Genomic DNA, 24,068 nt, shown 5'->3' with positions numbered 1-24,068 from the left:
GCAGCGTACAATAGTACGTGAGCATGGCGAGCACTACCCAACGAAGAAGTTCACCACGCACAGCCATGACGTTACGTGTCGTTTGATAAAAAGACACCTTCGGGTTGTGAGGTTAAGCGACTAAGCGTACACGGTGGATGCCTAGGCAATCAGAGGCGATGAAGGACGTGCTAATCTGCGAAAAGCGTCGGTAAGGTGATATGAACCGTTATAACCGACGATGTCCGAATGGGGAAACCCAGTGCAATTCGTTGCACTATCGTTTGATGAATACATAGTCAAACGAGGCGAACCGAGGGAACTGAAACATCTCAGTACCTCGAGGAAAAGAAATCAACCGAGATTCCCCTAGTAGCGGCGAGCGAACGGGGAGCAGCCCAGAGTCTTAATCAGCATTAGCATCAGGAGAACAGTCTGGAAAGGCTGGCAGTAAAGGGTGATAGCCCCGTATCCGAAGGTGTTAGTGTTGTGAACTCGACGAGTAGGGCGGGACACGTGTTATCCTGTCTGAATATGGGGGGACCATCCTCCAAGGCTAAATACTCCTGATTGACCGATAGTGAACCAGTACCGTGAGGGAAAGGCGAAAAGAACCCCGGCGAGGGGAGTGAAATAGAACCTGAAACCGTGTACGTACAAGCAGTGGGAGCACCCTTTAGGGTGTGACTGCGTACCTTTTGTATAATGGGTCAGCGACTTATATTCTGTAGCAAGGTTAACCGTATAGGGGAGCCGTAGGGAAACCGAGTCTTAACTGGGCGAATGAGTTGCAGGGTATAGACCCGAAACCCGGTGATCTAGCCATGGGCAGGTTGAAGGTTGGGTAACACTAACTGGAGGACCGAACCGACTAATGTTGAAAAATTAGCGGATGACTTGTGGCTGGGGGTGAAAGGCCAATCAAACCGGGAGATAGCTGGTTCTCCCCGAAAGCTATTTAGGTAGCGCCTCGTGAACTCATCTTCGGGGGTAGAGCACTGTTTCGACTAGGGGGTCATCCCGACTTACCAACTCGATGCAAACTACGAATACCGAAGAATGTTATCACGGGAGACACACGGCGGGTGCTAACGTTCGTCGTGAAGAGGGAAACAACCCAGACCGCCAGCTAAGGTCCCAAAGTCATAGTTAAGTGGGAAACGAAGTGGGAAGGCTCAGACAGCCAGGATGTTGGCTTAGAAGCAGCCATCATTTAAAGAAAGCGTAATAGCTCACTGGTCGAGTCGGCCTGCGCGGAAGATGTAACGGGGCTAAACTATGCACCGAAGCTGCGGCAGCGACATTTAGATGTTGTTGGGTAGGGGAGCGTTCTGTAAGCCTGTGAAGGTGTACTGTGAGGTATGCTGGAGGTATCAGAAGTGCGAATGCTGACATAAGTAACGATAATGCGGGTGAAAAACCCGCACGCCGGAAGACCAAGGGTTCCTGTCCAACGTTAATCGGGGCAGGGTGAGTCGACCCCTAAGGCGAGGCAGAAATGCGTAGTCGATGGGAAACGGGTTAATATTCCCGTACTGGTGATAATTGCGATGGGGGGACGGAGAAGGTTAGGCTGGCCGGGCGACGGTTGTCCCGGTTTAAGGATGTAGGCAGGTGAATTAGGCAAATCCGGTTCACTATATGCTGAGGTCTGATGACGAGTCACTACGGTGGCGAAGTAGCTCATACCCCGCTTCCAGGAAAAGCCTCTAAGCTCTAGATTATCATTAATCGTACCCCAAACCGACACAGGTGGTCAGGTAGAGAATACTCAGGCGCTTGAGAGAACTCGGGTGAAGGAACTAGGCAAAATGGTGCCGTAACTTCGGGAGAAGGCACGCTGGCATTAGGTGAAGTGGTTTACCCATGGAGCTGAAGCCAGTCGCAGATACCAGCTGGCTGCAACTGTTTATTAAAAACACAGCACTGTGCAAACACGAAAGTGGACGTATACGGTGTGACGCCTGCCCGGTGCTGGAAGGTTAATTGATGGGGTTATCCGTAAGGAGAAGCTCTTGATCGAAGCCCCAGTAAACGGCGGCCGTAACTATAACGGTCCTAAGGTAGCGAAATTCCTTGTCGGGTAAGTTCCGACCTGCACGAATGGCGTAATGATGGCCAGGCTGTCTCCACCCGAGACTCAGTGAAATTGAACTCGCTGTGAAGATGCAGTGTACCCGCGGCAAGACGGAAAGACCCCGTGAACCTTTACTATAGCTTGACACTGAACATTGAGCCTTGATGTGTAGGATAGGTGGGAGGCTTTGAAGCGTGGACGCCAGTCTGCGTGGAGCCAACCTTGAAATACCACCCTTTAATGTTTGATGTTCTAACGTTGCCCCGTTATCCGGGGTGCGGACAGTGTCTGGTGGGTAGTTTGACTGGGGCGGTCTCCTCCCAAAGAGTAACGGAGGAGCACGAAGGTTGGCTAAGCATGGTCGGACATCATGCGGTTAGTGCAAAGGCATAAGCCAGCTTGACTGCGAGAGTGACGGCTCGAGCAGGTACGAAAGTAGGTCTTAGTGATCCGGTGGTTCTGAATGGAAGGGCCATCGCTCAACGGATAAAAGGTACTCCGGGGATAACAGGCTGATACCGCCCAAGAGTTCATATCGACGGCGGTGTTTGGCACCTCGATGTCGGCTCATCACATCCTGGGGCTGAAGTAGGTCCCAAGGGTACGGCTGTTCGCCGTTTAAAGTGGTACGCGAGCTGGGTTTAGAACGTCGTGAGACAGTTCGGTCCCTATCTGCCGTGGGCGTTGGAAGATTGAAAGGGGCTGCTCCTAGTACGAGAGGACCGGAGTGGACGCACCACTGGTGTTCGGGTTGTCATGCCAATGGCATTGCCCGGTAGCTAAGTGCGGAAAAGATAACCGCTGAAAGCATCTAAGCGGGAAACTTGCCTTGAGATGAGTCTTCCCTGACCCTTTAAGGGTCCTAAAGGAACGTTTAAGACTAAGACGTTGATAGGTTGGGTGTGTAAGCGTAGCGATACGTTGAGCTAACCAATACTAATGAACCGTGAGGCTTAACCTGACAACACCGAAGGTGTTTTAGAGAGACGAGATAGTTTTCGAATGTGCGTGAGAAGCCGAAAGGTGAAGGACACAGCAGCTTGTTCAAGATTGATGTTCTGGTTTAGCGAAGAAATGCGCTGAACGTGAACGAAACCGAATTTGTCTGGCGGCAATAGCGCGGTGGTCCCACCTGACCCCATGCCGAACTCAGCAGTGAAACGCCGTAGCGCCGATGGTAGTGTGGGGTCTCCCCATGTGAGAGTAGGGAACTGCCAGACATTAAATTTAAAGGTTGTGTCAGTACTAACTGACCGCACCATATTGCTGATATGGCTCAGTTGGTAGAGCACACCCTTGGTAAGGGTGAGGTCCCCAGTTCGAATCTGGGTATCAGCACCATATAATCGGCATTTAAAAAGAATTTACCTAGCGGCAATAGCGCGGTGGTCCCACCTGACCCCATGCCGAACTCAGTAGTGAAACGCCGTAGCGCCGATGGTAGTGTGGGGTCTCCCCATGTGAGAGTAGGGAACTGCTAGGTTTTAAATATAAGAAGCCACCCAATGGGTGGCTTTTTGCTTTCTGACGCTTATGAAAAGTAAGTAAATCATTCCATAATGATCCCGAAATTATCTTATTTTATTATTCTTGCTACCCACGATTAAGTCTGGCTGATAGACTTACTTCATTATTGTTATATTTTTCCTGAAGGTAGTAATGAATCCAACTTCTGAACTCAAACCATTCAACAGCTTTGGTATTGATGCAAAAGCATTATCAGTTTTTATAGTAGAGAATAAACAATCACTCCATCAACAATGGCTGAAAGCGAAAAATGATAATTTACCAGTATTGCTGCTTGGTGGGGGGAGTAATATTTTATTTGTAGAGGACTTTGGCGGTGTCGTTATCATTAATCAGCTAAAAGGTATTGAAATTACAGAGTCTGATGATTATTGGTATGTGCATGTTCAGGCAGGTGAAAATTGGCATCTATTACTGGAAAAATTACTACAAAAAGGTATCTATGGTGCGGAGAATCTTGCTTTAATCCCTGGATGTGCGGGGTCCGCACCAATTCAAAACATCGGTGCTTATGGTGTTGAACTGAAAGATATTTGTGATTATGTGGATATTCTGTCACTTGAAACAAATCAAGAAACGCGTATTGCAGCGAGTGAGTGCCAATTTGGTTACCGTGATAGCATTTTTAAACATGAGTACCAACAGGGCTATGTGATTGTTAGCGTTGGGCTGAAATTCGCAAAAAAATGGCAGCCTAAACTTACCTATGGTGACTTAACACAGTTTAATCCCGAAACAGTAACACCTAAGCAAGTTTTTGATGCAGTGTGCCAGACTCGAAGAAGTAAATTGCCTGATCCTGCAGTTACTGGTAATGCTGGTAGCTTCTTTAAAAATCCTGTGATTTCAGCTGAAAAAGCAGCAAAAATTAAGCAAGAAAATCCAAATTGTCCTCAATATATCCAAGCCGATGGTAGCGTGAAATTAGCGGCTGGTTGGCTTATTGACCAGTGTGGTTTGAAAGGGCATGAAATAGGGGGAGCGGCAGTTCACACTCAGCAGGCGCTTGTTTTAATTAATAAACATGAAGCGACAGGGGGGGATGTTGTTAACCTAGCGAAATACGTTAGCCAAAGCGTTGCAAAGCGTTTTGATATTATTTTAGAACCTGAAGTTCGGTTTATTGGTCGTCAAGGTGAGGTTAACGCAATGGATTATATTCAATGAAAGAGACATCAATTCCTTTACAGCTGATAGATATTTTATCGGATGCTCAAATACACTCGGGCGAGCAACTCGGCGACAAACTTGGCATGAGCCGAGCTGCGATTAATAAACATATTAAAACATTACGCTCATGGGGTTTGAACATCGAAACGGTGACGAGTAAAGGGTATAAGCTGCCTTACCAAATAAATTTACTGAATAAAGACAGGATCAAACAATACGTTAATGGCGTCAATATCATTGTGGAACCTGTTATTGATTCTACGAATCAGTATATGCTTGAACGCATTCCAAGTTTAACATCGGGAGATACTTGCCTTGCGGAGTACCAGAGTGCAGGTCGAGGCCGAAGAGGTCGTCAATGGATTTCTCCCTTTGGCTGTAACTTGTATTTATCTATGTATTGGAAGTTAGATCAAGGCCCTGCGGCTGCGGTTGGTTTGAGCCTTGTTGTTGGAATAGTGATTGCGGAAACTTTAAACAAAATAAGTAAAGAAAAAGTAAAGGTAAAGTGGCCAAATGATCTGTATATGAATGATAAAAAGCTTGCAGGTATTTTAGTTGAATTAACGGGTAAAACAGGTGACGCTGCTCATATTATTATTGGTATTGGCATTAATATTGGAATGAATAAAACCAATATTGAAAATACAACTGCAATAACGCAAGAGTGGGCATCTTTGAGAGATGAAGTTGAAGATATAGAACGAAATGAATTATCGGCTAATATTATTCAAGCATTAAAAGATTCATTAATTTTATTTGAAAAAGAAGGATTAAAACCGTTTTTGGATAGATGGTTTAAACTTGATAATTTTTTAAATAGAAAAGTTAAGTTACTGATCGGTAATGATATTATTTCTGGCGTTGAGCGTGGAATTAATGAGCAAGGTGCATTGTTACTACAAAAAGATAATGGCGACATAATTCCTTATATTGGCGGCGAAATATCATTACGGCCAAACGAGTAATATATAATTGGCCGAAAAATTTCGGCCAATATAGATTTTATTTCCTTAGTCTGACATTTTGAATTGAATGGTTTTCACCTTTTGTCATTATTAAGCTTGCACGCTCTTTGGTAGGTAAAATATTCTCTTCGAGATTTAGCCCATTAATTTCATCCCAAATAGAACCTGCAATATTTACAGCTTCCTCTTCACTCAATTTAGAATAACTATGAAAGTATGAATCTGGGTCGGAGAATGCGCCTTGCCTAAACTTAAGAAAACGACCGATGTACCATTGTTTTAATAAAGCAGGAGCTGCATCAACATAAATTGAGAAATCAACAAAGTCAGAGACAAATACATGGTGTGGATCTTGTGGGTAGTCCATATCACTTTGTAACACATTGAGCCCTTCCAAAATTAAAATATCAGGCTGATCAATAACTTGTTCTTGGTCAGGCACAATGTCGTAGGTTAGATGGGAATAGACCGGGGCACGGACATTTCGCGCGCCTGATTTAATTTGAGAAACAAAGTTAACCAGTTTTCGCATGTCATAAGACTGTGGAAAACCTTTTTTCTTCATAATATTCCGATCTTTTAATACTTGGTTCGGATGAAGAAAGCCATCAGTCGTAATTAAATCAACTTTACGGTGCTCAGGCCAACGGGTTAATAGTGCTTGTAATAAACGTGCTGTTGTACTTTTACCTACAGCAACGCTACCAGCGATACCGATGATATAAGGCACTTTTGCTTCACTAGTTCCTAAAAACTGCTCTAGGACAGCCTGACGACGTAAGTTAGAACTAATATAAAAATTCAATAAGCGCGATAAAGGTAGATAAATTTCAATAACATCTTCCATTGAAAGCTCTTCGTTAATCCCTTTTAACTCGAGAAGCTCACTGGATGTTAATGTCAAAGGGACGGAATCACGGAGTGTTGCCCAATGTTCTCTATCAAATTCTAAATATGGCGTAGTAATAAAATTTTCGTTCTTTTTCATAAACCAACATCTGCCTATTTTATGCAGGTTGGACAGGTTGCCTAAACACCCGTATCCAAAAAATTTGCTAGCATCATAGCGAGTGATGGGGGGGAGGCGTAGGTTTTTTTATAATATTTGTGAATTTTTTTTGAATTACACAAAAAAAATAGGTGTGATCGCTTGGAAAATAACCGATTAATCAGAGCCCTAAAAATGTGATGGGGACTAAATAATAACATTTGAAATGTTTTGATTCGATTATCGGGCTTTACGGACTAAATAATAATGGATTATAGTTAACAGCTACTGTTGATGTTTTAATCTCAAAATAGTTAAAAAATCAACAAAATCACAAAAAGCGAACAAAATGTAAGCAAACGAACAAAAAATTAAATTTTTTTGTTGCAACATGCGCTCACTCTTCCTAGAATGCGCAGCACTTGATGCCGGCATAGCTCAGTTGGTAGAGCAACTGACTTGTAATCAGTAGGTCCCGAGTTCGACTCTTGGTGCCGGCACCATTAAAAATTTGGATAGGTGGGATACCCAAGCGGCCAAAGGGAGCAGACTGTAAATCTGCCGTCACAGACTTCGAAGGTTCGAATCCTTCTCCCACCACCATCTCCAAGAAGATTTCTTTATAGAAACTTCAAGGAACAGTTTAACAGCTGATAACTCAGGTAGCCGAGTTCATTGCGGGCATCGTATAATGGCTATTACCTCAGCCTTCCAAGCTGATGATGCGGGTTCGATTCCCGCTGCCCGCTCCAAGATGTGCTGATATGGCTCAGTTGGTAGAGCACACCCTTGGTAAGGGTGAGGTCGGCAGTTCGAATCTGCCTATCAGCACCACTTCCCTTATGTTCTCAATTATCTCCCTGATTTGTCTCCTGAAAAAAACAAGCGAAATAATTTCTTGCTTGGTTGATGTGGTTTAACCACCGATTCCGTGTCTTAGAGGGACAATCTAATGTCTAAAGAAAAATTTGAACGTTCAAAACCGCACGTTAACGTTGGTACTATCGGCCACGTTGACCACGGTAAAACTACTCTGACAGCAGCTATCACTACTGTTCTGGCAAAAACTTACGGCGGTTCTGCTCGTGCATTCGACCAAATCGATAACGCACCAGAAGAAAAAGCGCGTGGTATCACCATCTCTACTTCTCACGTAGAGTACGATACTCCAACTCGCCACTACGCACACGTAGACTGCCCAGGACACGCCGACTATGTTAAAAACATGATCACAGGTGCTGCACAGATGGACGGTGCAATCCTGGTTGTTGCTGCGACTGATGGCCCAATGCCACAAACTCGTGAGCACATCCTGTTAGGTCGTCAGGTTGGCGTTCCTTACATCATCGTGTTCCTGAACAAATGTGACATGGTTGATGACGAAGAACTGTTAGAATTAGTTGAAATGGAAGTTCGTGAACTTCTGTCTCAGTACGATTTCCCAGGCGACGACACTCCAGTTGTTCGCGGTTCAGCACTGAAAGCGCTGGAAGGCGAAGCTGAGTGGGAAGCGAAAATTGTTGAATTAGCAGGTTACCTGGATTCTTACATCCCAGAACCAGAGCGTGCAATTGACCGTCCATTCCTGCTGCCAATTGAAGACGTATTCTCAATCTCAGGTCGTGGTACAGTAGTAACAGGCCGTGTTGAGCGTGGTATCATCAAAGTTGGTGAAGAAGTTGAAATCGTTGGTATCAAAGAGACTGCGAAAACAACTTGTACTGGTGTTGAAATGTTCCGTAAACTTCTTGACGAAGGCCGTGCGGGTGAGAACGTTGGTGTTCTGCTGCGTGGTACTAAGCGTGAAGAAATCGAACGTGGTCAAGTACTTGCTAAACCAGGTTCAATCAAGCCACACACTAAATTTGAATCAGAAGTTTATATTCTGAGCAAAGATGAAGGTGGTCGTCACACTCCATTCTTCAAAGGTTACCGTCCACAGTTCTACTTCCGTACAACTGACGTAACAGGTACTATCGAACTGCCAGAAGGCGTAGAGATGGTAATGCCAGGTGATAACATCAACATGATCGTTACCCTGATCCACCCAATCGCGATGGACGACGGTTTACGTTTCGCAATCCGTGAAGGTGGCCGTACTGTAGGTGCGGGTGTTGTTGCAAAAATCATTGCATAATACATAGCATCACAAAATGTTAGAAAAGGGCACCTTAATTGGTGCCTTTTTTATATCTGCGCGTATCCCTTCTCCAATGTTTTAACTTCTCCATAGAAATTATTTCTCTTAGAAAAATTAGTTATTAGATATTAATTCGTTATGCTTATTGCAGAATTGCAACTTATGTGTCGGTAAATAAATATGAGTCGAAATGAGAACTATTTTTAAATTAAATATAGATGTAGAAGCCTGTGTAAATAATCTGTAATGGTAATTGAAATGCGAATCATTTTTATTTAAAATATACGTATATAATTTATACAGGCTAAAAAATATGTACGTTTGTCTTTGTGAAGCCATTACAGATAAGCAAATCAGAAATGCGGTAAGGAAATACCAAGTCAGCTCATTAAAAGGGTTGCGACAAGTATTGCCTGTCGGTCGTGAATGTGGAAAGTGTATTCGGCAAACAAGAGAGATTTTACAACAAGAGCTTATCCAGCTAGAAGAGATTTGTGCTATTGAAGTTGCATAATCGCTTACCCTTCAAATTATCTTCCAATTAGTTTTATTGCCTTTTACATAAATGCTTGTGTAAAAATTACTCTGCTAATCAATTTCAGTACTACACTTAAAAGACTGGAAGCGATGGAGGGTACAAATGAAAGGCGATAAAAAAATGATAGCCCACCTTAATAAATTGTTGGGCAATGAGCTAGTCGCAATTAACCAATATTTTTTACATGCACGTATGTTTAAAAATTGGGGGCTGACACGTCTCAATGAGATGGAATATCATGAATCAATCGATGAAATGAAACATGCCGATAAATACATAGAGCGTATTCTTTTCCTTGAAGGTATTCCTAATTTACAAGACTTAGGTAAGTTAAACATCGGTGAGGATGTGGAAGAAATGCTTAAGTCAGATTTACAGCTTGAACTTGATGGCGCAAAAAACTTAAAAGAGGCAATTAAGTACGCAGATTCTATCCATGATTATGTCAGCCGAGATCTGATGATTGAAATTTTAGCGGATGAAGAAAATCATATTGATTGGATAGAAACACAGTTAGATTTAATTGTTCGCTTAGGTATTCAAAATTATCTACAAGCTCAAGTGATCGAAGAGTAGTGACTTTAGATTTCAATCTTCTGTGAGATTTTTGATTTTGATAGGCGCCTAACTTCTGAATCCATCAGAGTTGGGCGTTTTTTTGTTATGACCATGAGAAAATTCGCACATATTTTCCCCGATTGCTTGCGTTTCGCAATAATTTACGTATAATGCGCGGGCTTACTGATGAGTAAGCCCTAATTTATTAGGACTGAAATATCAGTATTGAGCCAACGATTTGTTGCTCATTTAGACAATACTCCCGATATGGGGGTTACACTAAGACGATTACACTCCCCCATCAATCGAAATGGGTGCGAGGAGTAATCATTTACGTTTATAAAATAGTTGGAGCTCTGGTCTCATGCAGAACCAAAGAATCCGTATCCGCCTTAAAGCTTTTGATCATCGTTTAATCGATCAATCAACTGCGGAAATCGTAGAGACTGCTAAGCGCACTGGTGCGCAGGTACGTGGTCCTATCCCGCTGCCGACACGTAAAGAGCGTTTTACCGTTCTGATTTCTCCGCACGTTAATAAAGATGCGCGTGATCAGTACGAAATTCGCACTCACAAACGTCTGGTTGACATCGTTGAGCCAACCGAGAAGACCGTTGATGCTCTGATGCGTCTGGACCTGGCTGCCGGCGTTGACGTGCAGATCAGCCTGGGTTAATCAGGTCGTCGAACGATTGAGAGGTTGAAACAATGATTGGTTTAGTCGGTAAGAAAGTGGGAATGACACGTATCTTCACTGAAGATGGTGTTTCTATCCCTGTAACTGTTATCGAAATTGAAAATAACCGCGTTACTCAGGTTAAAACTGCAGAAACTGACGGTTACAATGCAATTCAGGTTACTACTGGTAGCAAAAAAGCTAACCGTGTAACTAAACCTGAAGCAGGTCATTTCGCTAAAGCTGGCGTTGAAGCTGGCCGTATTCTGCGCGAATTCCGTACTGAAGAAGGTGCTGAATTTACTGCAGGTCAAAGCATTAGCGTTGAAATTTTCGCTGACGTTAAAAAAGTCGACGTTACTGGTACATCTAAAGGTAAAGGTTTTGCTGGCACAGTTAAACGCTGGAATTTCCGTACTCAAGATGCTACTCACGGTAACTCCTTGTCACACCGTGTTCCGGGTTCTATCGGTCAGAACCAGACTCCGGGCAAAGTGTTCAAAGGCAAGAAAATGGCAGGCCAACTGGGTAATGAACGTGTAACTGTTCAAAGCTTAGATGTAGTACGTGTTGACGCTGAGCGCAACCTGCTGCTGGTCAAAGGTGCTGTTCCAGGAGCAACTGGTAGCAACCTGATCGTAAAACCGGCTGTCAAGGCTTAACGTCAAGGAGATAGGAATGGAATTGGTAATGAAAGACGCGCAAAGCGCGCTGACTGTTTCCGAAACTACCTTCGGGCGTGATTTCAATGAAGCGCTTGTTCACCAAGTAGTTGTTGCGTATGCAGCTGGTGCTCGTCAAGGTACTCGTGCTCAGAAAACTCGTGCTGAAGTTTCTGGTTCAGGTAAAAAACCATGGCGTCAAAAAGGCACAGGCCGTGCACGTTCTGGTTCAATCAAGAGCCCAATCTGGCGCTCTGGTGGTGTTAGCTTCGCAGCTAAACCACAGGACCACAGTCAAAAAGTTAATAAAAAGATGTACCGTGGTGCTTTAAAAAGCATCCTCTCTGAGTTGGTACGTCAAGATCGTCTGATCGTTGTCGAACAGTTCTCTGTTGAAGCACCTAAAACTAAGTTGCTGGCACAGAAATTGAAAGATATGGCTCTGCAAGATGTTCTGATCATCACTGCTGAATTAGATGAAAATCTGTTCTTAGCAGCACGTAACCTGTACAAGGTTGACGTTCGTGATGTAGCAGGTATCGACCCAGTTAGCCTGATTGCTTTCGACAAAGTGGTTATGACTGCTGATGCTGTGAAGCAAGTTGAGGAGATGCTGGCATGATCCGTGAAGAACGTCTGCTGAAAGTACTGCGCGCGCCGCATGTATCTGAAAAAGCTTCTACAGCGATGGAAAAAAGCAATACCATCGTTCTCAAAGTTGCAAAAGATGCAACTAAAGCAGAAATCAAAGCTGCTGTACAGAAACTGTTTGAAGTTGAAGTTGAAGGTGTTAACACTTTGCTGGTTAAAGGCAAAACTAAACGCCACGGTCAGCGTACTGGTCGTCGTAGCGACTGGAAAAAAGCTTACGTTACGCTGAAAGAAGGCCAGAATCTGGACTTCATTAGCGGCGCAGAGTAAGTCGGAGGAGTAAAGAACAATGGCAGTTGTTAAATGTAAACCTACGTCTCCGGGCCGTCGCCACGTAGTTAAAGTGGTTAACCCTGAGCTGCATAAGGGTAAACCTTATGCTCCGCTGTTAGAAAAAAACAGCAAATCCGGTGGTCGTAACAACAATGGCCGTATCACTACCCGTCACATCGGTGGTGGCCATAAGCAGCATTATCGTTTAGTTGACTTTAAACGCAACAAAGATGGTATCCCTGCTGTTGTTGAGCGTTTGGAATATGATCCAAATCGTTCTGCGAACATCGCACTGGTTCTATATAAAGACGGTGAACGTCGTTATATTCTTGCACCAAAAGGCCTGAAAGCTGGCGACCAGATTCAATCTGGTGTTGATTCAGCAATCAAAGCTGGTAATGCAATGCCAATGCGCAACATCCCTGTTGGTTCTACAGTTCACAACATTGAACTGAAACCAGGTAAAGGTGGTCAGTTAGCGCGTTCAGCAGGTACTTACGCTCAAATCGTTGCTCGTGATGGTGCTTATGTAACATTACGTCTGCGTTCTGGTGAAATGCGTAAAGTATTAGCAGATTGCCGTGCAACCTTAGGTGAAGTTGGTAACGCTGAACATATGTTACGTGTTCTCGGTAAAGCTGGTGCTAGCCGCTGGCGTGGTATTCGTCCTACCGTTCGCGGTACTGCGATGAACCCAGTAGACCATCCACATGGTGGTGGTGAAGGCCGTAACTTTGGTAAACACCCAGTAACACCATGGGGCGTTCAGACCAAAGGTAAGAAAACTCGTAGCAACAAGCGTACTGATCAATTCATCGTACGTCATCGTTCTAAAAAATAATTAGAGGATAAGCCATGCCACGTTCTCTCAAGAAAGGTCCTTTCATTGACCTGCACTTGCTGAAGAAGGTAGAGAAAGCGGTGGAAAGCGGAGACAAGAAGCCTCTCAAGACTTGGTCCCGTCGTTCAACGATCTTTCCTAATATGATCGGATTGACCATCGCTGTCCATAATGGTCGTCAGCATGTTCCAGTTTTCGTAACCGACGAAATGGTTGGTCACAAACTGGGTGAATTCGCACCGACTCGCACTTATCGCGGCCATGCGGCAGATAAGAAAGCTAAGAAACGTTAAGGATAGGAGGAAGAGATGGAAACTTTAGCTATACATCGCCACGCTCGTTCTTCTGCCCAGAAGGTTCGCTTAGTCGCCGACCTGATTCGCGGTAAGAAAGTGTCGCAAGCTCTGGAAATTCTGACCTACACCAACAAGAAAGCTGCTGGTTTAGTGAAGAAAGTACTTGAATCTGCAATTGCTAACGCAGAGCAAAACGATGGCGCTGACATTGATGACCTGAAAGTTGCGAAAATTTTCGTAGACGATGGTCCAACTATGAAACGCATCATGCCGCGTGCGAAAGGCCGTGCAGATCGTATTCTTAAGCGCACCAGCCACATTACTGTGGTTGTGTCCGATCGCTGAGACTCTGGAGACTAGCAATGGGTCAGAAAGTACATCCTAATGGTATTCGCCTGGGTATTGTCAAACCTTGGAACTCTACTTGGTATGCGAATACTAATGAATTCGCTGACAACCTAGACAGCGATTTTAAAGTACGTCAGTACTTGAATAAAGAACTGGCAAAAGCGTCAATCTCTCGCATCGTTATCGAACGTCCTGCGAAAAGCATCCGTGTGACTATTCACACTGCTCGCCCAGGTATCGTTATCGGTAAGAAAGGTGAAGACGTTGAAAAACTGCGTAAAACAGTAGCGGATATCGCTGGTGTTCCTGCGCAAATCAATATCGCCGAAGTTCGTAAACCAGAACTAGACGCAAAATTAGTTGCTGACAGCATCTCTTCACAGCTGGAACGTCGTGTTATGTTCCGTCGTGCTATGAAGCGTGCAGTACAGAACGCAATGCGTCTGGGCGCTAAAGGTATCAAAGTTGAAGTCAGTGGCCGTTTAGGCGGTGCTGAAATCGCTCGTACCGAGTGGTATCGTGAAGGCCGTGTGCCACTGCACACATTACGTGCTGATATCGATTACAACACTTCAGAAGCGCACACCACATATGGTGTTCTCGGCGTTAAGGTATGGATCTTCAAAGGTGAGATTCTGGGTGGTATGGCTGCTGTTGAACAAGCTGAGAAACCAGCTGCTCAACCTAAAAAGCAGCAGCGTAAAGGCCGCAAGTAAGGAGAGTCGCTGATGTTACAACCAAAGCGTACAAAATTCCGTAAGGTGCACAAGGGCCGCAACCGTGGTCTAGCGCAAGGTACGGATGTTAGCTTCGGCACTTTCGGTCTTAAAGCTGTTGGCCGTGGTCGTCTGACTGCACGTCAGATCGAAGCGGCACGTCGTGCTATGACCCGTGCTATTAAGCGTCAAGGTAAAATCTGGATCCGTGTGTTCCCAGACAAACCAATCACTGAGAAACCACTCGAAGTTCGTATGGGTAAAGGTAAAGGTAACGTAGAATATTGGGTTGCCTTAATCCAGCCTGGAAAAGTCCTGTACGAAATGGACGGTGTGCCTGAAGAGCTGGCTCGTGAGGCATTCTCTCTGGCAGCAGCGAAACTGCCTATCAAAACCACCTTTGTAACTAAGACGGTGATGTAATGAAAGCACAAGAGCTGCGCGTAAAAAGCGTTGAAGAGCTGAATGCTGAACTGCTGAATCTGCTGCGTGAACAATTTAATTTACGTATGCAAGCTGCAAGCGGTCAGCTGCAACAGTCTCATCTGTTGAAACAAGTGCGTCGCGATATCGCACGTGTGAAGACTTTACTGACTGAGAAGGCAGGTGCGTAATGAGCGATAAAATCCGTACTCTGCAAGGTCGTGTAGTTAGCGATAAAATGGAGAAATCTATTGTTGTTGCTATCGAGCGTATGGTGAAACACCCTCTGTATGGTAAATTCATCCGTCGTACGACTAAATTGCACGTACATGACGAGAACAATGAATGTGGAATTGGTGACGTGGTAGAAATCCGCGAAACTCGTCCACTGTCTAAGACTAAGTCTTGGGCCTTAGTTCGCGTTGTAGAAAAAGCTGTTCTGTAATAGAATAGATTTTTCGTGATGAATAAACGGCTCTTTTTGACTGAGCCGTTTATTTTTTTCTGTCCATCGCGTTGATGTGGTGTTATAATGCCGCGCCCTCGTAGTATGGGTATATTTGAACGGCCTCTTCATAATGAGGTGGCTCAGTAGTAGTTGACATTTAGCGGAGCACTAAAATGATCCAAGAACAGACTATGCTGAACGTGGCCGACAACTCCGGTGCACGTCGCGTAATGTGTATCAAGGTTCTAGGTGGCTCGCACCGTCGCTATGCACATGTAGGCGACATCATTAAAATTACTGTTAAAGAAGCAATTCCACGCGGTAAAGTTAAAAAGGGTGATGTCCTGAAAGCGGTAGTGGTGCGCACCAAGAAGGGTGTACGTCGCCCTGACGGTTCTGTCATTCGCTTCGATGGTAATGCTTGTGTGTTATTAAACAATAACAGCGAGCAAGTAATCGGTACGCGTATTTTTGGGCCGGTAACTCGTGAACTTCGTAATGAGAAGTTTATGAAAATTATCTCTCTGGCACCTGAAGTACTCTAAGGAGCGAACTATGGCAGCGAAAATCCGTCGTGATGACGAAGTTATCGTGCTAACTGGTAAAGACAAAGGTAAGCGCGGTAAAGTAAAACAGGTTCTTTCTTCTGGTAAAGTTATCGTTGAAGGTATCAATCTGGTTAAAAAACATCAGAAGCCAGTTCCGGCTCTGAATCAACCAGGTGGCATCGTTGAAAAAGAAACGGCTATTCAAGTTTCTAACGTTGCAATCTTTAACGCGGCAACTGGTAAGGCAGACCGTGTAGGCTTTAGATTCGAAGACGGCAAAAAAGTCCGTTTCTTCAAATCTAACAGTGAAACTATCAAGTAATTTTTGGAGTATACGATGGCGAAACTGCATGATTACTATAAAGACGAAGTTGTTAATAAACTCATGACTGAGTTTAGTTACTCTTCTGTCATGCAAGTCCCTCGGGTCGAGAAGATCACCCTGAATATGGGTGTTGGTGAAGCGATTGCTGATAAAAAACTGCTGGATAACGCAGCAGCTGATTTAACAGCTATCTCTGGTCAAAAACCATTGATCACCAAAGCACGCAAATCTGTTGCAGGCTTCAAAATCCGTCAGGGCTATCCAATCGGCTGTAAAGTAACCCTGCGTGGTGAACGCATGTGGGAGTTCCTTGAGCGTCTGATTTCTATTGCTGTACCACGTATTCGTGACTTCCGTGGCTTGTCCGCTAAGTCTTTCGATGGTCGCGGTAACTACAGCATGGGTGTTCGTGAACAAATCATCTTCCCTGAAATCGATTACGATAAAGTGGATCGTGTACGTGGTTTAGATATTACTATCACCACTACTGCGAAATCAGATGACGAAGGTCGCGCACTGTTAGCAGCGTTCAACTTCCCGTTCCGCAAGTAAGGCAGGGTACTCATGGCTAAGAAATCTATGAAAGCGCGTGATGTTAAACGTGCTAAATTAGCTGAGAAGTTCTTCGCAAAACGCGTTGAATTGAAAGCTATCATCTCTGATGTTAAAGCATCTGATGAAGATCGCTGGGACGCTGTTCTCAAGCTGCAAACACTGCCACGTGATTCAAGTCCTTCTCGTCAGCGTAACCGCTGCCGTCAAACAGGGCGTCCGCACGGTTTCCTGCGGAAGTTTGGTCTGAGCCGTATTAAAGTCCGTGAAGCCGCTATGCGCGGTGAAATCCCGGGCCTTAAAAAGGCAAGTTGGTAATTCCATTTGAATCACGGGAGTAAAGACAGATGAGCATGCAAGATCCCATCGCGGATATGCTGACCCGTATCCGTAACGGTCAGGCCGCGAACAAAGTTGCGGTCACCATGCCTTCCTCCAAGCTGAAAGTGGCGATTGCCAAAGTGCTGAAGGAAGAAGGTTATATTGAAGATTTTAAAATTGAAGGCGACATCAAGCCAGAATTGGAACTGACTTTACGTTATTTCCAAGGTAAGGCTGTTGTAGAAAGCATTCAGCGTGTAAGCCGCCCAAGTCTGCGCATCTATAAGAAAAAAGATGAGCTGCCACAAGTTATGGCTGGCCTAGGTATCGCTGTTGTTTCTACCTCTAAAGGTGTCATGACTGATCGTGCAGCTCGCCAAGCTGGTCTTGGTGGCGAGATTCTCTGCTACGTAGCTTAATTCGGGAGGAAAGAATGTCTCGTGTGGCAAAAGCACCCGTCGTCATTCCTGCCGGCGTAGAGGTAAAACTCAACGGTCAGGTTATTTCGATTAAGGGTAAAAACGGCGAGCTTACTCGTACTATCCATAATGCAGTTGAAGTTAAACATGAAGATGGCCATTTAACTTTCGGACCACGTGATGGTTTTGAAGATGCGTGGGCACAAGCGGGTACTACTCGTTCACTGTGCAATGCAATGGTTGTTGGTGTTACCGATGGCTTCACTAAAAAGCTTCAACTGGTTGGTGTTGGTTACCGTGCAGCAATCAAAGGCAATGCTGTTAGCTTGTCTTTAGGTTTCTCGCATCCGGTTGAACACGCACTGCCAGCAGGCATTACTGCTGAATGTCCAACACAAACTGAAATCGTACTGAAAGGTGCGGATAAGCAAGTGATTGGTCAAGTTGCAGCAGAACTGCGTGCTTACCGTCGTCCTGAGCCTTACAAAGGTAAAGGTGTTCGTTACGCCGATGAAATCGTGCGTACCAAAGAGGCTAAGAAGAAGTAAGGTAACACTATGGATAAGAAAGCAGCTCGTATCCGTCGTGCGACCCGCGCACGCCGTAAGATCCAAGAATTGGGTGCGACTCGCCTGGTGGTACATCGTACTCCACGCCATATTTATGCGCAGGTTATCGCACCAAACGGTTCTGAAACATTGGTTGCAGCTTCTACTACAGAAAAAGCTATCAATGAACAAGTTAAGTTTACTGGAAACAAAGACGCAGCAGCAGCAGTTGGTAAATTAGTTGCTGAACGCGCACTGGAAAAAGGCATCACTGTTGTTGCTTTTGACCGTTCTGGTTTCCAATATCATGGTAGAGTCCAGGCACTGGCAGATGCTGCCCGTGAAGCTGGCCTTCAGTTCTAAGGTAGAGGTGTAAGATGTCTCACATCGAAAAACAAGCTGGCGAACTGCAGGAAAAGCTGATCGCGGTAAACCGCGTAGCAAAAACCGTTAAAGGTGGCCGTATTTTCAGCTTTACCGCACTGACTGTAGTTGGTGATGGTAACGGTCGCGTTGGTTTTGGCTACGGCAAAGCGCGCGAAGTTCCGGCAGCAATCCAGAAAGCGATGGAAAAAGCCCGTCGCAGTATGAAAACCGTTGCTCTTAACAACGGCACATTATTCCACCCAGTGAAAGGTACACACACCGGTTCCCGCGTGTTTATGCAACCTGCTCACGAAGGTACTGGTATTATTGCCGGTGGTGCAATGCGTGCAGTGTTAGAAGTAGCTGGAGTTCGCAACGTACTGGCTAAAACCTACGGTTCCACAAACCCAATCAACGTGGTTCGTGCAACACTGGATGCTTTAGACAGCATGAAGTCTCCAGAAATGGTCGCAGCTAAGCGTGGAAAATCCGTCGAAGAAATTCTGGGGTAATCAGCCATGGCTAAGACTATTAAAATTACACAAGTTCGCAGTTCAATCGGTCGTCTGCCTAAGCATAAGGCAACACTGGTCGGTTTAGGTCTGCGTCGCATTGGTCATACAGTAGAACGTGAGGATACTCCTGCCGTTCGTGGTATGGTCAACTTGGTTTCCTACATGGTTAAAGTTGAGGAGTAAGAGATGCGTTTAAATACTCTGTCTCCGGCTGAAGGTGCCAAGCACGCGCCTAAACGCGTAGGTCGTGGTATCGGTTCTGGTCTGGGTAAAACTGGCGGACGTGGTCACAAAGGTCAGAAATCTCGTTCTGGCGGTGGCGTACGCCGTGGTTTCGAAGGTGGCCAGATGCCTTTATACCGTCGTTTGCCGAAATTCGGCTTTACTTCACGCAAAGCAATGATCACTGCAGAGATTCGTCTGTCTGATTTTGCAGCTGTTGAAGGCGATGTTATTGATCTGAACGCACTGAAAGCCGCGAACGTTGTTGGCATCCAGATTGAATTTGCGAAAGTTATTCTGTCTGGCGAAGTGAACCGTGCAGTTACTGTACGTGGCCTTCGTGTTACTAAAGGTGCTCGCGCTGCAATCGAAGCTGCCGGCGGTAAAATTGAGGAATAAGTGACAGATGGCTAAACAACCAGGATTAGATTTTCAAAGTGCCAAAGGTGGAGCTGGCGAACTTAAACGCAGACTTTTGTTTGTAATTGGTGCGCTAATTGTATTCCGAATTGGTTCTTTTATTCCAATCCCTGGTATTGATGCCACTGTGCTTGCCAAATTGCTCGAACAGCAACAAGGCACCATCATTGAAATGTTTAACATGTTCTCTGGTGGTGCTCTTAGCCGTGCTTCTATCTTTGCTTTGGGTATCATGCCGTATATTTCGGCATCGATCATTGTCCAATTATTATCAGTGGTTAATCCACGATTAGCAGAGATTAAGAAGGAAGGAGAAGCAGGTCGTCGGAAGATAAGCCAATATACTCGTTGGGGTACTCTGGTATTAGCAATATTCCAATCTATTGGTATTGCAATGGGTCTACCGAATATGCCAGGGATGCAAGGATTAGTGATTGATCCAGGCCTTCCGTTCTACTTTACGGCAGTTGTTAGCTTAGTCACAGGAACCATGTTCCTTATGTGGTTAGGCGAACAGATAACTGAAAGAGGTATCGGTAACGGTATTTCAATCATTATCTTCGCTGGTATCGTTGCGGGATTACCGCCGGCCATTGGCCATACCATCGAGCAAGCTCGGCAAGGCGATCTGCACTTCCTCCTGTTGCTGTTGGTTGCGGTGTTAGTATTCGCGGTAACTTTCTTTGTTGTGTTTATGGAACGTGGTCAACGTCGTATTGTCGTTAATTACGCTAAACGTCAGCAAGGACGCCGTGTTTATGCAGCACAAAGTACACATTTACCGTTAAAAGTGAATATGGCGGGTGTAATTCCTGCAATTTTTGCTTCCAGTATCATACTATTCCCGGGTACAATAGCATCTTGGTTTGGTGATGGAACTGGCTGGGACTGGCTGACTACAATTTCTATGTACTTACAGCCTGGTCAACCGTTATATGTGTTGCTTTATGCTTCTGCGATCATCTTCTTCTGTTTCTTCTATACGGCATTGGTTTTCAACCCGAGAGAAACAGCAGATAACCTGAAGAAGTCCGGTGCATTTGTACCAGGAATTCGTCCGGGAGAGCAAACGGCCAAGTACATTGATAAGGTAATGACTCGCCTGACATTAGTTGGTGCGTTATACATTACCTTTATCTGCCTAATCCCGGAGTTCATGCGTGACGCAATGAAAGTACCTTTCTACTTTGGTGGTACTTCCCTCTTAATTGTGGTTGTCGTTATCATGGACTTTATGGCTCAAGTGCAAACTCTGATGATGTCAAGTCAGTATGAGTCTGCATTGAAGAAAGCAAACCTTAAAGGTAAATAATCACTTAGTGTGGTTATGGTTTGCTAGAAGTTACGGAGAGTAAAAATGAAAGTTCGTGCTTCCGTCAAGAAATTATGCCGTAACTGTAAAGTTATCCGTCGCCATGGTAGCGTTCGTGTAATTTGCAGTGTTGAACCAAGACATAAACAACGTCAAGGTTAAGAAAAAGCATTTTTTTCTTGCAAAGTTGGGTTGAGCTGGCTAAATTAGCCAGCCAATCTTTTTTATCTAAGATACATTATTGTTTGAGTATCCTGAAAACGGGCTTTTCAGCACAGTAATGTATATTTTAACTTAGGAGTGCATAGTGGCCCGTATAGCAGGCATTAACATTCCTGATCATAAACATACCGTAATCGCTTTAACATCGATTTTCGGAATCGGCAAAACACGTTCACAGGCTATCTGTGAAGCAACTGGTATTGCTGAAAATGTTAAGATCAGTGAGCTGTCTGAAGAACAAATCGACAAGCTGCGTGACGAAGTTGCCAAGTATGTGGTAGAAGGTGACCTACGTCGTGAAATTACCCTGAGCATCAAGCGTCTGATGGACCTTGGATGTTACCGTGGTTTACGTCATCGTCGTGGTCTTCCTGTGCGCGGACAGCGTACTAAGACTAACGCTCGTACCCGCAAGGGTCCGCGTAAGCCGATCAAGAAATAAGTCGGGGTATTGAATAATGGCAAAGGCACCAGTTCGTGCACGTAAGCGTGTAAGAAAACAAGTCTCAGACGGTGTGGCTCATATCCATGCTTCTTTCAACAACACAATCGTTACAATTACTGACCGTCAGGGTAACGCATTAGGTTGGGCAACTGCCGGTGGTTCCGGTTTCCGTGGTTCTCGCAAATCCACTCCGTTCGCAGCTCAGGTTGCGGCAGAGCGTTGCGCAGAAGCTGTGAAAGAATACGGAATCAAAAACCTGGAAGTTATGGTTAAGGGACCGGGTCCGGGTCGCGAATCAACAATTCGTGCTCTGAACGCCGCTGGTTTCCGCATCACTAATATTACTGATGTGACTCCTATCCCTCATAACGGTTGTCGCCCACCGAAAAAACGTCGCGTTTAATACGTTTCGTTTTTTTTAGGACTGTTGGAGAAAGAAAATGGCTAGATATTTGGGTCCTAAGCTCAAGCTGAGCCGTCGCGAAGGAACAGACCTCTTTCTGAAGTCTGGTGTTCGCGCGATTGACACCAAGTGTAAATTAGAACAGGCACCAGGCCAGCACGGAGCGCGTAAACCGCGTCTGTCTGACTACGGTGTTCAGTTACGTGAAAAACAAAAAGTTCGTCGTATCTACGGTGTTCTGGAACGTCAATTCCGTAACTATTACAAAGAAGCAACACGTCTAAAAGGCAACACAGGTGAAAACCTGCTGACTCTGCTGGAAGGTCGTCTTGATAACGTCGTTTATCGTATGGGCTTTGGCGCAACTCGCGCAGAAGCACGTCAAATGGTTAGCCATAAAGCTATCATGGTAAATGGTCGTGTTGTTAATATCGCTTCTTATCAGGTTTCCCCGAATGACGTTATCAGCGTTCGTGAGAAAGCTAAAAAACAGTCTCGTATTAAGGCTGCTTTAGAGCTGGCTGAACAGCGTGAGAAGCCAACTTGGCTGGAAGTTGATGCTGCTAAAATGGAAGGTGTGTTCAAACGTATTCCTGAACGTACTGACTTGTCTGCGGACATTAACGAACACCTGATCGTCGAGCTTTACTCCAAGTAAAGCTTAGCACCAAAGAGAGGACACAATGCAGGGTTCTGTGACAGAGTTTCTAAAACCGCGCCTGGTAGATATCGAGCAAGTGAGTTCGACGCACGCTAAGGTGACCCTTGAGCCTTTAGAGCGTGGCTTTGGCCATACTCTAGGTAACGCACTGCGCCGTATTCTGCTTTCGTCTATGCCGGGTTGTGCGGTGACAGAGGTTGAGATTGATGGTGTACTGCATGAGTACAGCACCAAAGAAGGTGTACAGGAAGATATCCTGGAGATTCTCCTCAACCTGAAAGGGCTGGCGGTAAAAGTTCAGGGGAAAGATGAAGTTATTTTAACCTTGAATAAATCTGGCATTGGCCCTGTGACTGCAGCCGATATCATCCATGATGGTGATGTCGAAATCGTCAAGCCACAGCATATCATCTGCCACCTGACTGACGAAAACGCATCAATTAATATGCGTATTAAAGTTCAGCGTGGTCGTGGTTATGTGCCGGCTTCTGCCCGAGTTCATTCGGAAGAAGATGAGCGCCCAATTGGTCGTTTGTTAGTCGATGCTTGCTACAGCCCTGTAGAGCGTATTGCCTACAATGTTGAAGCAGCTCGTGTTGAGCAACGTACTGACTTGGATAAGTTAGTTATCGAAATGGAAACTAATGGTACAATCGATCCTGAAGAGGCGATTCGCCGTGCAGCGACCATTCTGGCTGAACAGCTTGAAGCTTTTGTTGATTTACGTGATGTACGTCAACCAGAAGTTAAAGAAGAAAAACCAGAATTCGATCCTATCTTATTGCGCCCAGTTGACGATCTGGAATTGACTGTCCGCTCTGCTAACTGCCTTAAAGCAGAAGCTATCCACTACATCGGTGATCTGGTACAGCGTACAGAAGTTGAGTTGCTTAAAACGCCTAACCTTGGTAAGAAATCTCTTACTGAAATTAAGGACGTCTTGGCATCTCGTGGTCTTTCTCTGGGCATGCGCTTAGAAAATTGGCCACCAGCAAGTATTGCTGATGATTAAGATCACAGGTTAAGGTTTTACTGAGAAGGATAAGGTCATGCGCCATCGTAAGAGTGGTCGTCAATTGAACCGCAACAGCAGCCACCGCCAAGCTATGTTCCGTAACATGGCTGGTTCTTTAGTTCGTCATGAGATCATCAAGACGACTCTGCCTAAAGCGAAAGAACTGCGTCGCGTCGTTGAGCCGCTGATTACTCTTGCCAAGACCGACAGCGTAGCTAATCGTCGTCTGGCATTCGCACGTACTCGTGATAACGAGATCGTTGCAAAATTATTTAATGAACTGGGACCTCGTTTCGCAGCTCGTGCTGGTGGTTACACTCGTATTCTTAAGTGTGGCTTCCGTACAGGCGACAACGCTCCGATGGCTTACATCGAGCTTGTTGACCGTGCTGTTGAGTCTCAAGAAGCAGCTGCAGAGTAATCTACAGTAGCTTTCAAGAAAACCGGGTATATTTGCCCGGTTTTTTTGTACCTGCTATTCTTACCCTTCGAATG

The 24,068-nt window shown here is 45.1% G+C and carries 34 protein-coding genes, 5 tRNA genes and 3 rRNA genes; 41 read left to right on the top strand and 1 reads right to left on the bottom strand.

Annotated elements, in window-relative coordinates; genetic code table 11:
• The first annotated feature begins 110 nt into the window (after positions 1-110).
• The 6 genes from ACE2AL_RS19635 (at position 111) to birA (ending at position 5,721) form a co-directional block, all read left to right on the top strand.
• Positions 111-3,017, top strand: a 23S ribosomal RNA gene (locus ACE2AL_RS19635).
• Positions 3,018-3,160: 143 nt separating this feature from the next.
• A 5S ribosomal RNA gene (rrf, locus tag ACE2AL_RS19630) occupies positions 3,161-3,276 on the top strand.
• A gap of 45 nt (positions 3,277-3,321) precedes the next feature.
• Positions 3,322-3,397: transfer RNA gene (locus ACE2AL_RS19625), tRNA-Thr, on the top strand.
• A 26-nt stretch (positions 3,398-3,423) separates the two neighbouring features.
• Positions 3,424-3,539: ribosomal RNA gene (rrf, locus tag ACE2AL_RS19620) — 5S ribosomal RNA — on the top strand.
• Positions 3,540-3,715: 176 nt separating this feature from the next.
• Positions 3,716-4,750 (top strand): UDP-N-acetylmuramate dehydrogenase, encoded by a 1,035-nt coding sequence (gene murB / locus ACE2AL_RS19615; protein WP_375083774.1) that lies wholly within the window; start codon positions 3,716-3,718, stop codon positions 4,748-4,750.
• The gene (birA, locus tag ACE2AL_RS19610; protein WP_272574469.1) at positions 4,747-5,721 is read left to right on the top strand and encodes a bifunctional biotin--[acetyl-CoA-carboxylase] ligase/biotin operon repressor BirA; all 975 of its coding nucleotides are present in this window, start codon (positions 4,747-4,749) and stop codon (positions 5,719-5,721) included. Before murB ends, birA begins: the two co-directional genes overlap by 4 nt.
• 37 nt (positions 5,722-5,758) lie before the next feature.
• Here the strand turns inward: birA and coaA are convergent, their stop codons facing one another.
• A complete protein-coding gene (gene coaA, locus ACE2AL_RS19605) occupies positions 5,759-6,709 on the bottom strand; it encodes a type I pantothenate kinase (RefSeq protein ID WP_206086982.1) in 951 nt (316 codons plus the stop codon).
• Positions 6,710-7,136: 427 nt separating this feature from the next.
• Here coaA and ACE2AL_RS19600 point away from each other — a divergent pair.
• The 35 genes from ACE2AL_RS19600 to rplQ all read left to right on the top strand — a co-directional run bounded on the left by ACE2AL_RS19600 (position 7,137) and on the right by rplQ (position 23,994).
• Positions 7,137-7,212, top strand: a tRNA-Thr gene (locus ACE2AL_RS19600).
• Positions 7,213-7,227: 15 nt separating this feature from the next.
• Positions 7,228-7,312: transfer RNA gene (locus tag ACE2AL_RS19595), tRNA-Tyr, on the top strand.
• Between the two features lie 74 nt (positions 7,313-7,386).
• Positions 7,387-7,461, top strand: a tRNA-Gly gene (locus tag ACE2AL_RS19590).
• Between the two features lie 6 nt (positions 7,462-7,467).
• Positions 7,468-7,543: transfer RNA gene (locus tag ACE2AL_RS19585), tRNA-Thr, on the top strand.
• A 118-nt stretch (positions 7,544-7,661) separates the two neighbouring features.
• The gene (gene tuf, locus ACE2AL_RS19580) at positions 7,662-8,846 is read left to right on the top strand and encodes an elongation factor Tu (RefSeq protein ID WP_318825957.1); all 1,185 of its coding nucleotides are present in this window, start codon (positions 7,662-7,664) and stop codon (positions 8,844-8,846) included.
• Positions 8,847-9,162: 316 nt separating this feature from the next.
• Positions 9,163-9,363 carry a bacterioferritin-associated ferredoxin gene (gene bfd / locus ACE2AL_RS19575; RefSeq protein WP_206086910.1) on the top strand — a complete coding sequence of 67 codons (201 nt, stop codon included), beginning with the start codon at positions 9,163-9,165 and terminating at the stop codon, positions 9,361-9,363.
• A gap of 126 nt (positions 9,364-9,489) precedes the next feature.
• Entirely contained in the window at positions 9,490-9,963 is a 474-nt protein-coding gene (bfr, locus tag ACE2AL_RS19570; RefSeq protein ID WP_206086911.1) for a bacterioferritin, read from the top strand.
• A gap of 346 nt (positions 9,964-10,309) precedes the next feature.
• Positions 10,310-10,621, top strand: a complete 312-nt coding sequence (gene rpsJ / locus ACE2AL_RS19565) for a 30S ribosomal protein S10 (protein ID WP_001181005.1) — start codon at positions 10,310-10,312, stop codon at positions 10,619-10,621.
• Positions 10,622-10,653: 32 nt separating this feature from the next.
• Positions 10,654-11,283, top strand: a complete 630-nt coding sequence (gene rplC, locus ACE2AL_RS19560) for a 50S ribosomal protein L3 (protein ID WP_206086912.1) — start codon at positions 10,654-10,656, stop codon at positions 11,281-11,283.
• A gap of 16 nt (positions 11,284-11,299) precedes the next feature.
• Entirely contained in the window at positions 11,300-11,905 is a 606-nt protein-coding gene (gene rplD / locus ACE2AL_RS19555) for a 50S ribosomal protein L4 (protein ID WP_206086913.1), read from the top strand.
• Positions 11,902-12,204: a 50S ribosomal protein L23 gene (gene rplW, locus ACE2AL_RS19550; protein ID WP_206086914.1), complete on the top strand. Its 303-nt coding sequence runs from the start codon at positions 11,902-11,904 to the stop codon at positions 12,202-12,204. Before rplD ends, rplW begins: the two co-directional genes overlap by 4 nt.
• 19 nt (positions 12,205-12,223) lie before the next feature.
• On the top strand, positions 12,224-13,048 hold the full coding sequence (rplB, locus tag ACE2AL_RS19545) for a 50S ribosomal protein L2 (protein WP_206086915.1): 825 nt from the start codon (positions 12,224-12,226) through the stop codon (positions 13,046-13,048).
• Positions 13,049-13,062: 14 nt separating this feature from the next.
• Positions 13,063-13,341, top strand: a complete 279-nt coding sequence (rpsS, locus tag ACE2AL_RS19540; protein ID WP_004265426.1) for a 30S ribosomal protein S19 — start codon at positions 13,063-13,065, stop codon at positions 13,339-13,341.
• Positions 13,342-13,356: 15 nt separating this feature from the next.
• Entirely contained in the window at positions 13,357-13,689 is a 333-nt protein-coding gene (rplV, locus tag ACE2AL_RS19535) for a 50S ribosomal protein L22 (RefSeq protein ID WP_206086916.1), read from the top strand.
• 17 nt (positions 13,690-13,706) lie between these two features.
• Entirely contained in the window at positions 13,707-14,408 is a 702-nt protein-coding gene (rpsC, locus tag ACE2AL_RS19530; protein ID WP_004907131.1) for a 30S ribosomal protein S3, read from the top strand.
• 12 nt (positions 14,409-14,420) lie between these two features.
• Positions 14,421-14,831, top strand: coding sequence for a 50S ribosomal protein L16 (rplP, locus tag ACE2AL_RS19525; protein ID WP_004265436.1), 411 nt, complete (start codon positions 14,421-14,423; stop codon positions 14,829-14,831).
• A complete protein-coding gene (gene rpmC, locus ACE2AL_RS19520) occupies positions 14,831-15,022 on the top strand; it encodes a 50S ribosomal protein L29 (protein WP_206086917.1) in 192 nt (63 codons plus the stop codon). The genes rplP and rpmC overlap by 1 nt, the downstream gene beginning before the upstream one ends.
• The gene (gene rpsQ / locus ACE2AL_RS19515) at positions 15,022-15,276 is read left to right on the top strand and encodes a 30S ribosomal protein S17 (protein WP_042847566.1); all 255 of its coding nucleotides are present in this window, start codon (positions 15,022-15,024) and stop codon (positions 15,274-15,276) included. The genes rpmC and rpsQ overlap by 1 nt, the downstream gene beginning before the upstream one ends.
• A 176-nt stretch (positions 15,277-15,452) precedes the next feature.
• On the top strand, positions 15,453-15,824 hold the full coding sequence (gene rplN / locus ACE2AL_RS19510; RefSeq protein WP_004265449.1) for a 50S ribosomal protein L14: 372 nt from the start codon (positions 15,453-15,455) through the stop codon (positions 15,822-15,824).
• Positions 15,825-15,834: 10 nt separating this feature from the next.
• Positions 15,835-16,149, top strand: coding sequence for a 50S ribosomal protein L24 (rplX, locus tag ACE2AL_RS19505; RefSeq protein ID WP_047756683.1), 315 nt, complete (start codon positions 15,835-15,837; stop codon positions 16,147-16,149).
• Between the two features lie 15 nt (positions 16,150-16,164).
• The gene (gene rplE / locus ACE2AL_RS19500; RefSeq protein WP_206086918.1) at positions 16,165-16,704 is read left to right on the top strand and encodes a 50S ribosomal protein L5; all 540 of its coding nucleotides are present in this window, start codon (positions 16,165-16,167) and stop codon (positions 16,702-16,704) included.
• Positions 16,705-16,716: 12 nt separating this feature from the next.
• Positions 16,717-17,022 carry a 30S ribosomal protein S14 gene (gene rpsN / locus ACE2AL_RS19495; RefSeq protein WP_004265458.1) on the top strand — a complete coding sequence of 102 codons (306 nt, stop codon included), beginning with the start codon at positions 16,717-16,719 and terminating at the stop codon, positions 17,020-17,022.
• Positions 17,023-17,051: 29 nt separating this feature from the next.
• The gene (gene rpsH / locus ACE2AL_RS19490; RefSeq protein WP_004907134.1) at positions 17,052-17,444 is read left to right on the top strand and encodes a 30S ribosomal protein S8; all 393 of its coding nucleotides are present in this window, start codon (positions 17,052-17,054) and stop codon (positions 17,442-17,444) included.
• A 14-nt stretch (positions 17,445-17,458) separates the two neighbouring features.
• Positions 17,459-17,992 carry a 50S ribosomal protein L6 gene (rplF, locus tag ACE2AL_RS19485; RefSeq protein WP_206086919.1) on the top strand — a complete coding sequence of 178 codons (534 nt, stop codon included), beginning with the start codon at positions 17,459-17,461 and terminating at the stop codon, positions 17,990-17,992.
• A gap of 9 nt (positions 17,993-18,001) precedes the next feature.
• Positions 18,002-18,355: a 50S ribosomal protein L18 gene (rplR, locus tag ACE2AL_RS19480; protein ID WP_006657021.1), complete on the top strand. Its 354-nt coding sequence runs from the start codon at positions 18,002-18,004 to the stop codon at positions 18,353-18,355.
• Positions 18,356-18,369: 14 nt separating this feature from the next.
• Positions 18,370-18,870, top strand: a complete 501-nt coding sequence (rpsE, locus tag ACE2AL_RS19475; protein ID WP_006657022.1) for a 30S ribosomal protein S5 — start codon at positions 18,370-18,372, stop codon at positions 18,868-18,870.
• 6 nt (positions 18,871-18,876) lie between these two features.
• On the top strand, positions 18,877-19,056 hold the full coding sequence (gene rpmD, locus ACE2AL_RS19470) for a 50S ribosomal protein L30 (protein WP_004265475.1): 180 nt from the start codon (positions 18,877-18,879) through the stop codon (positions 19,054-19,056).
• 3 nt (positions 19,057-19,059) lie between these two features.
• Positions 19,060-19,494, top strand: coding sequence for a 50S ribosomal protein L15 (rplO, locus tag ACE2AL_RS19465; RefSeq protein ID WP_206086920.1), 435 nt, complete (start codon positions 19,060-19,062; stop codon positions 19,492-19,494).
• A gap of 7 nt (positions 19,495-19,501) precedes the next feature.
• On the top strand, positions 19,502-20,827 hold the full coding sequence (gene secY, locus ACE2AL_RS19460) for a preprotein translocase subunit SecY (protein ID WP_206086921.1): 1,326 nt from the start codon (positions 19,502-19,504) through the stop codon (positions 20,825-20,827).
• A 45-nt stretch (positions 20,828-20,872) separates the two neighbouring features.
• Positions 20,873-20,989: a 50S ribosomal protein L36 gene (gene rpmJ, locus ACE2AL_RS19455; RefSeq protein WP_206086922.1), complete on the top strand. Its 117-nt coding sequence runs from the start codon at positions 20,873-20,875 to the stop codon at positions 20,987-20,989.
• Between the two features lie 145 nt (positions 20,990-21,134).
• Positions 21,135-21,491, top strand: coding sequence for a 30S ribosomal protein S13 (rpsM, locus tag ACE2AL_RS19450; RefSeq protein WP_004907144.1), 357 nt, complete (start codon positions 21,135-21,137; stop codon positions 21,489-21,491).
• 16 nt (positions 21,492-21,507) lie between these two features.
• On the top strand, positions 21,508-21,897 hold the full coding sequence (gene rpsK, locus ACE2AL_RS19445; protein WP_004388621.1) for a 30S ribosomal protein S11: 390 nt from the start codon (positions 21,508-21,510) through the stop codon (positions 21,895-21,897).
• 37 nt (positions 21,898-21,934) lie between these two features.
• Complete coding sequence (gene rpsD, locus ACE2AL_RS19440; protein ID WP_004265487.1) at positions 21,935-22,555, top strand: 30S ribosomal protein S4; 621 nt, start codon at positions 21,935-21,937, stop codon at positions 22,553-22,555.
• Positions 22,556-22,580: 25 nt separating this feature from the next.
• Positions 22,581-23,570 carry a DNA-directed RNA polymerase subunit alpha gene (locus ACE2AL_RS19435; protein WP_206086923.1) on the top strand — a complete coding sequence of 330 codons (990 nt, stop codon included), beginning with the start codon at positions 22,581-22,583 and terminating at the stop codon, positions 23,568-23,570.
• A 37-nt stretch (positions 23,571-23,607) separates the two neighbouring features.
• Positions 23,608-23,994, top strand: a complete 387-nt coding sequence (rplQ, locus tag ACE2AL_RS19430; RefSeq protein WP_014657271.1) for a 50S ribosomal protein L17 — start codon at positions 23,608-23,610, stop codon at positions 23,992-23,994.
• The last annotated feature ends 74 nt before the right edge of the window (positions 23,995-24,068 follow it).

The organism is Providencia xihuensis, from assembly GCF_041953405.1.
GTDB classification, from domain to species: domain Bacteria; phylum Pseudomonadota; class Gammaproteobacteria; order Enterobacterales; family Enterobacteriaceae; genus Providencia; species Providencia vermicola.
Note: the sequence above shows the minus strand (reverse complement) of the source record. Positions and strands in the feature narration are given on the sequence as shown.

Excerpts from the sequence above, each read along its gene's own strand:
- murB (WP_375083774.1), top strand. The coding sequence starts at position 3,716 with ATGAATCCAACTTCTGAACTCAAACCATTCAACAGCTTTGGTATTGAT.
- birA (WP_272574469.1), top strand. The coding sequence starts at position 4,747 with ATGAAAGAGACATCAATTCCTTTACAGCTGATAGATATTTTATCGGAT.
- coaA (WP_206086982.1), bottom strand. The coding sequence starts at position 6,709 with ATGAAAAAGAACGAAAATTTTATTACTACGCCATATTTAGAATTTGAT.
- tuf (WP_318825957.1), top strand. The coding sequence starts at position 7,662 with ATGTCTAAAGAAAAATTTGAACGTTCAAAACCGCACGTTAACGTTGGT.
- bfd (WP_206086910.1), top strand. The coding sequence starts at position 9,163 with ATGTACGTTTGTCTTTGTGAAGCCATTACAGATAAGCAAATCAGAAAT.
- bfr (WP_206086911.1), top strand. The coding sequence starts at position 9,490 with ATGAAAGGCGATAAAAAAATGATAGCCCACCTTAATAAATTGTTGGGC.
- rpsJ (WP_001181005.1), top strand. The coding sequence starts at position 10,310 with ATGCAGAACCAAAGAATCCGTATCCGCCTTAAAGCTTTTGATCATCGT.
- rplC (WP_206086912.1), top strand. The coding sequence starts at position 10,654 with ATGATTGGTTTAGTCGGTAAGAAAGTGGGAATGACACGTATCTTCACT.
- rplD (WP_206086913.1), top strand. The coding sequence starts at position 11,300 with ATGGAATTGGTAATGAAAGACGCGCAAAGCGCGCTGACTGTTTCCGAA.
- rplW (WP_206086914.1), top strand. The coding sequence starts at position 11,902 with ATGATCCGTGAAGAACGTCTGCTGAAAGTACTGCGCGCGCCGCATGTA.
- rplB (WP_206086915.1), top strand. The coding sequence starts at position 12,224 with ATGGCAGTTGTTAAATGTAAACCTACGTCTCCGGGCCGTCGCCACGTA.
- rpsS (WP_004265426.1), top strand. The coding sequence starts at position 13,063 with ATGCCACGTTCTCTCAAGAAAGGTCCTTTCATTGACCTGCACTTGCTG.
- rplV (WP_206086916.1), top strand. The coding sequence starts at position 13,357 with ATGGAAACTTTAGCTATACATCGCCACGCTCGTTCTTCTGCCCAGAAG.
- rpsC (WP_004907131.1), top strand. The coding sequence starts at position 13,707 with ATGGGTCAGAAAGTACATCCTAATGGTATTCGCCTGGGTATTGTCAAA.
- rplP (WP_004265436.1), top strand. The coding sequence starts at position 14,421 with ATGTTACAACCAAAGCGTACAAAATTCCGTAAGGTGCACAAGGGCCGC.
- rpmC (WP_206086917.1), top strand. The coding sequence starts at position 14,831 with ATGAAAGCACAAGAGCTGCGCGTAAAAAGCGTTGAAGAGCTGAATGCT.
- rpsQ (WP_042847566.1), top strand. The coding sequence starts at position 15,022 with ATGAGCGATAAAATCCGTACTCTGCAAGGTCGTGTAGTTAGCGATAAA.
- rplN (WP_004265449.1), top strand. The coding sequence starts at position 15,453 with ATGATCCAAGAACAGACTATGCTGAACGTGGCCGACAACTCCGGTGCA.
- rplX (WP_047756683.1), top strand. The coding sequence starts at position 15,835 with ATGGCAGCGAAAATCCGTCGTGATGACGAAGTTATCGTGCTAACTGGT.
- rplE (WP_206086918.1), top strand. The coding sequence starts at position 16,165 with ATGGCGAAACTGCATGATTACTATAAAGACGAAGTTGTTAATAAACTC.
- rpsN (WP_004265458.1), top strand. The coding sequence starts at position 16,717 with ATGGCTAAGAAATCTATGAAAGCGCGTGATGTTAAACGTGCTAAATTA.
- rpsH (WP_004907134.1), top strand. The coding sequence starts at position 17,052 with ATGAGCATGCAAGATCCCATCGCGGATATGCTGACCCGTATCCGTAAC.
- rplF (WP_206086919.1), top strand. The coding sequence starts at position 17,459 with ATGTCTCGTGTGGCAAAAGCACCCGTCGTCATTCCTGCCGGCGTAGAG.
- rplR (WP_006657021.1), top strand. The coding sequence starts at position 18,002 with ATGGATAAGAAAGCAGCTCGTATCCGTCGTGCGACCCGCGCACGCCGT.
- rpsE (WP_006657022.1), top strand. The coding sequence starts at position 18,370 with ATGTCTCACATCGAAAAACAAGCTGGCGAACTGCAGGAAAAGCTGATC.
- rpmD (WP_004265475.1), top strand. The coding sequence starts at position 18,877 with ATGGCTAAGACTATTAAAATTACACAAGTTCGCAGTTCAATCGGTCGT.
- rplO (WP_206086920.1), top strand. The coding sequence starts at position 19,060 with ATGCGTTTAAATACTCTGTCTCCGGCTGAAGGTGCCAAGCACGCGCCT.
- secY (WP_206086921.1), top strand. The coding sequence starts at position 19,502 with ATGGCTAAACAACCAGGATTAGATTTTCAAAGTGCCAAAGGTGGAGCT.
- rpmJ (WP_206086922.1), top strand. The coding sequence starts at position 20,873 with ATGAAAGTTCGTGCTTCCGTCAAGAAATTATGCCGTAACTGTAAAGTT.
- rpsK (WP_004388621.1), top strand. The coding sequence starts at position 21,508 with ATGGCAAAGGCACCAGTTCGTGCACGTAAGCGTGTAAGAAAACAAGTC.
- rpsD (WP_004265487.1), top strand. The coding sequence starts at position 21,935 with ATGGCTAGATATTTGGGTCCTAAGCTCAAGCTGAGCCGTCGCGAAGGA.
- ACE2AL_RS19435 (WP_206086923.1), top strand. The coding sequence starts at position 22,581 with ATGCAGGGTTCTGTGACAGAGTTTCTAAAACCGCGCCTGGTAGATATC.
- rplQ (WP_014657271.1), top strand. The coding sequence starts at position 23,608 with ATGCGCCATCGTAAGAGTGGTCGTCAATTGAACCGCAACAGCAGCCAC.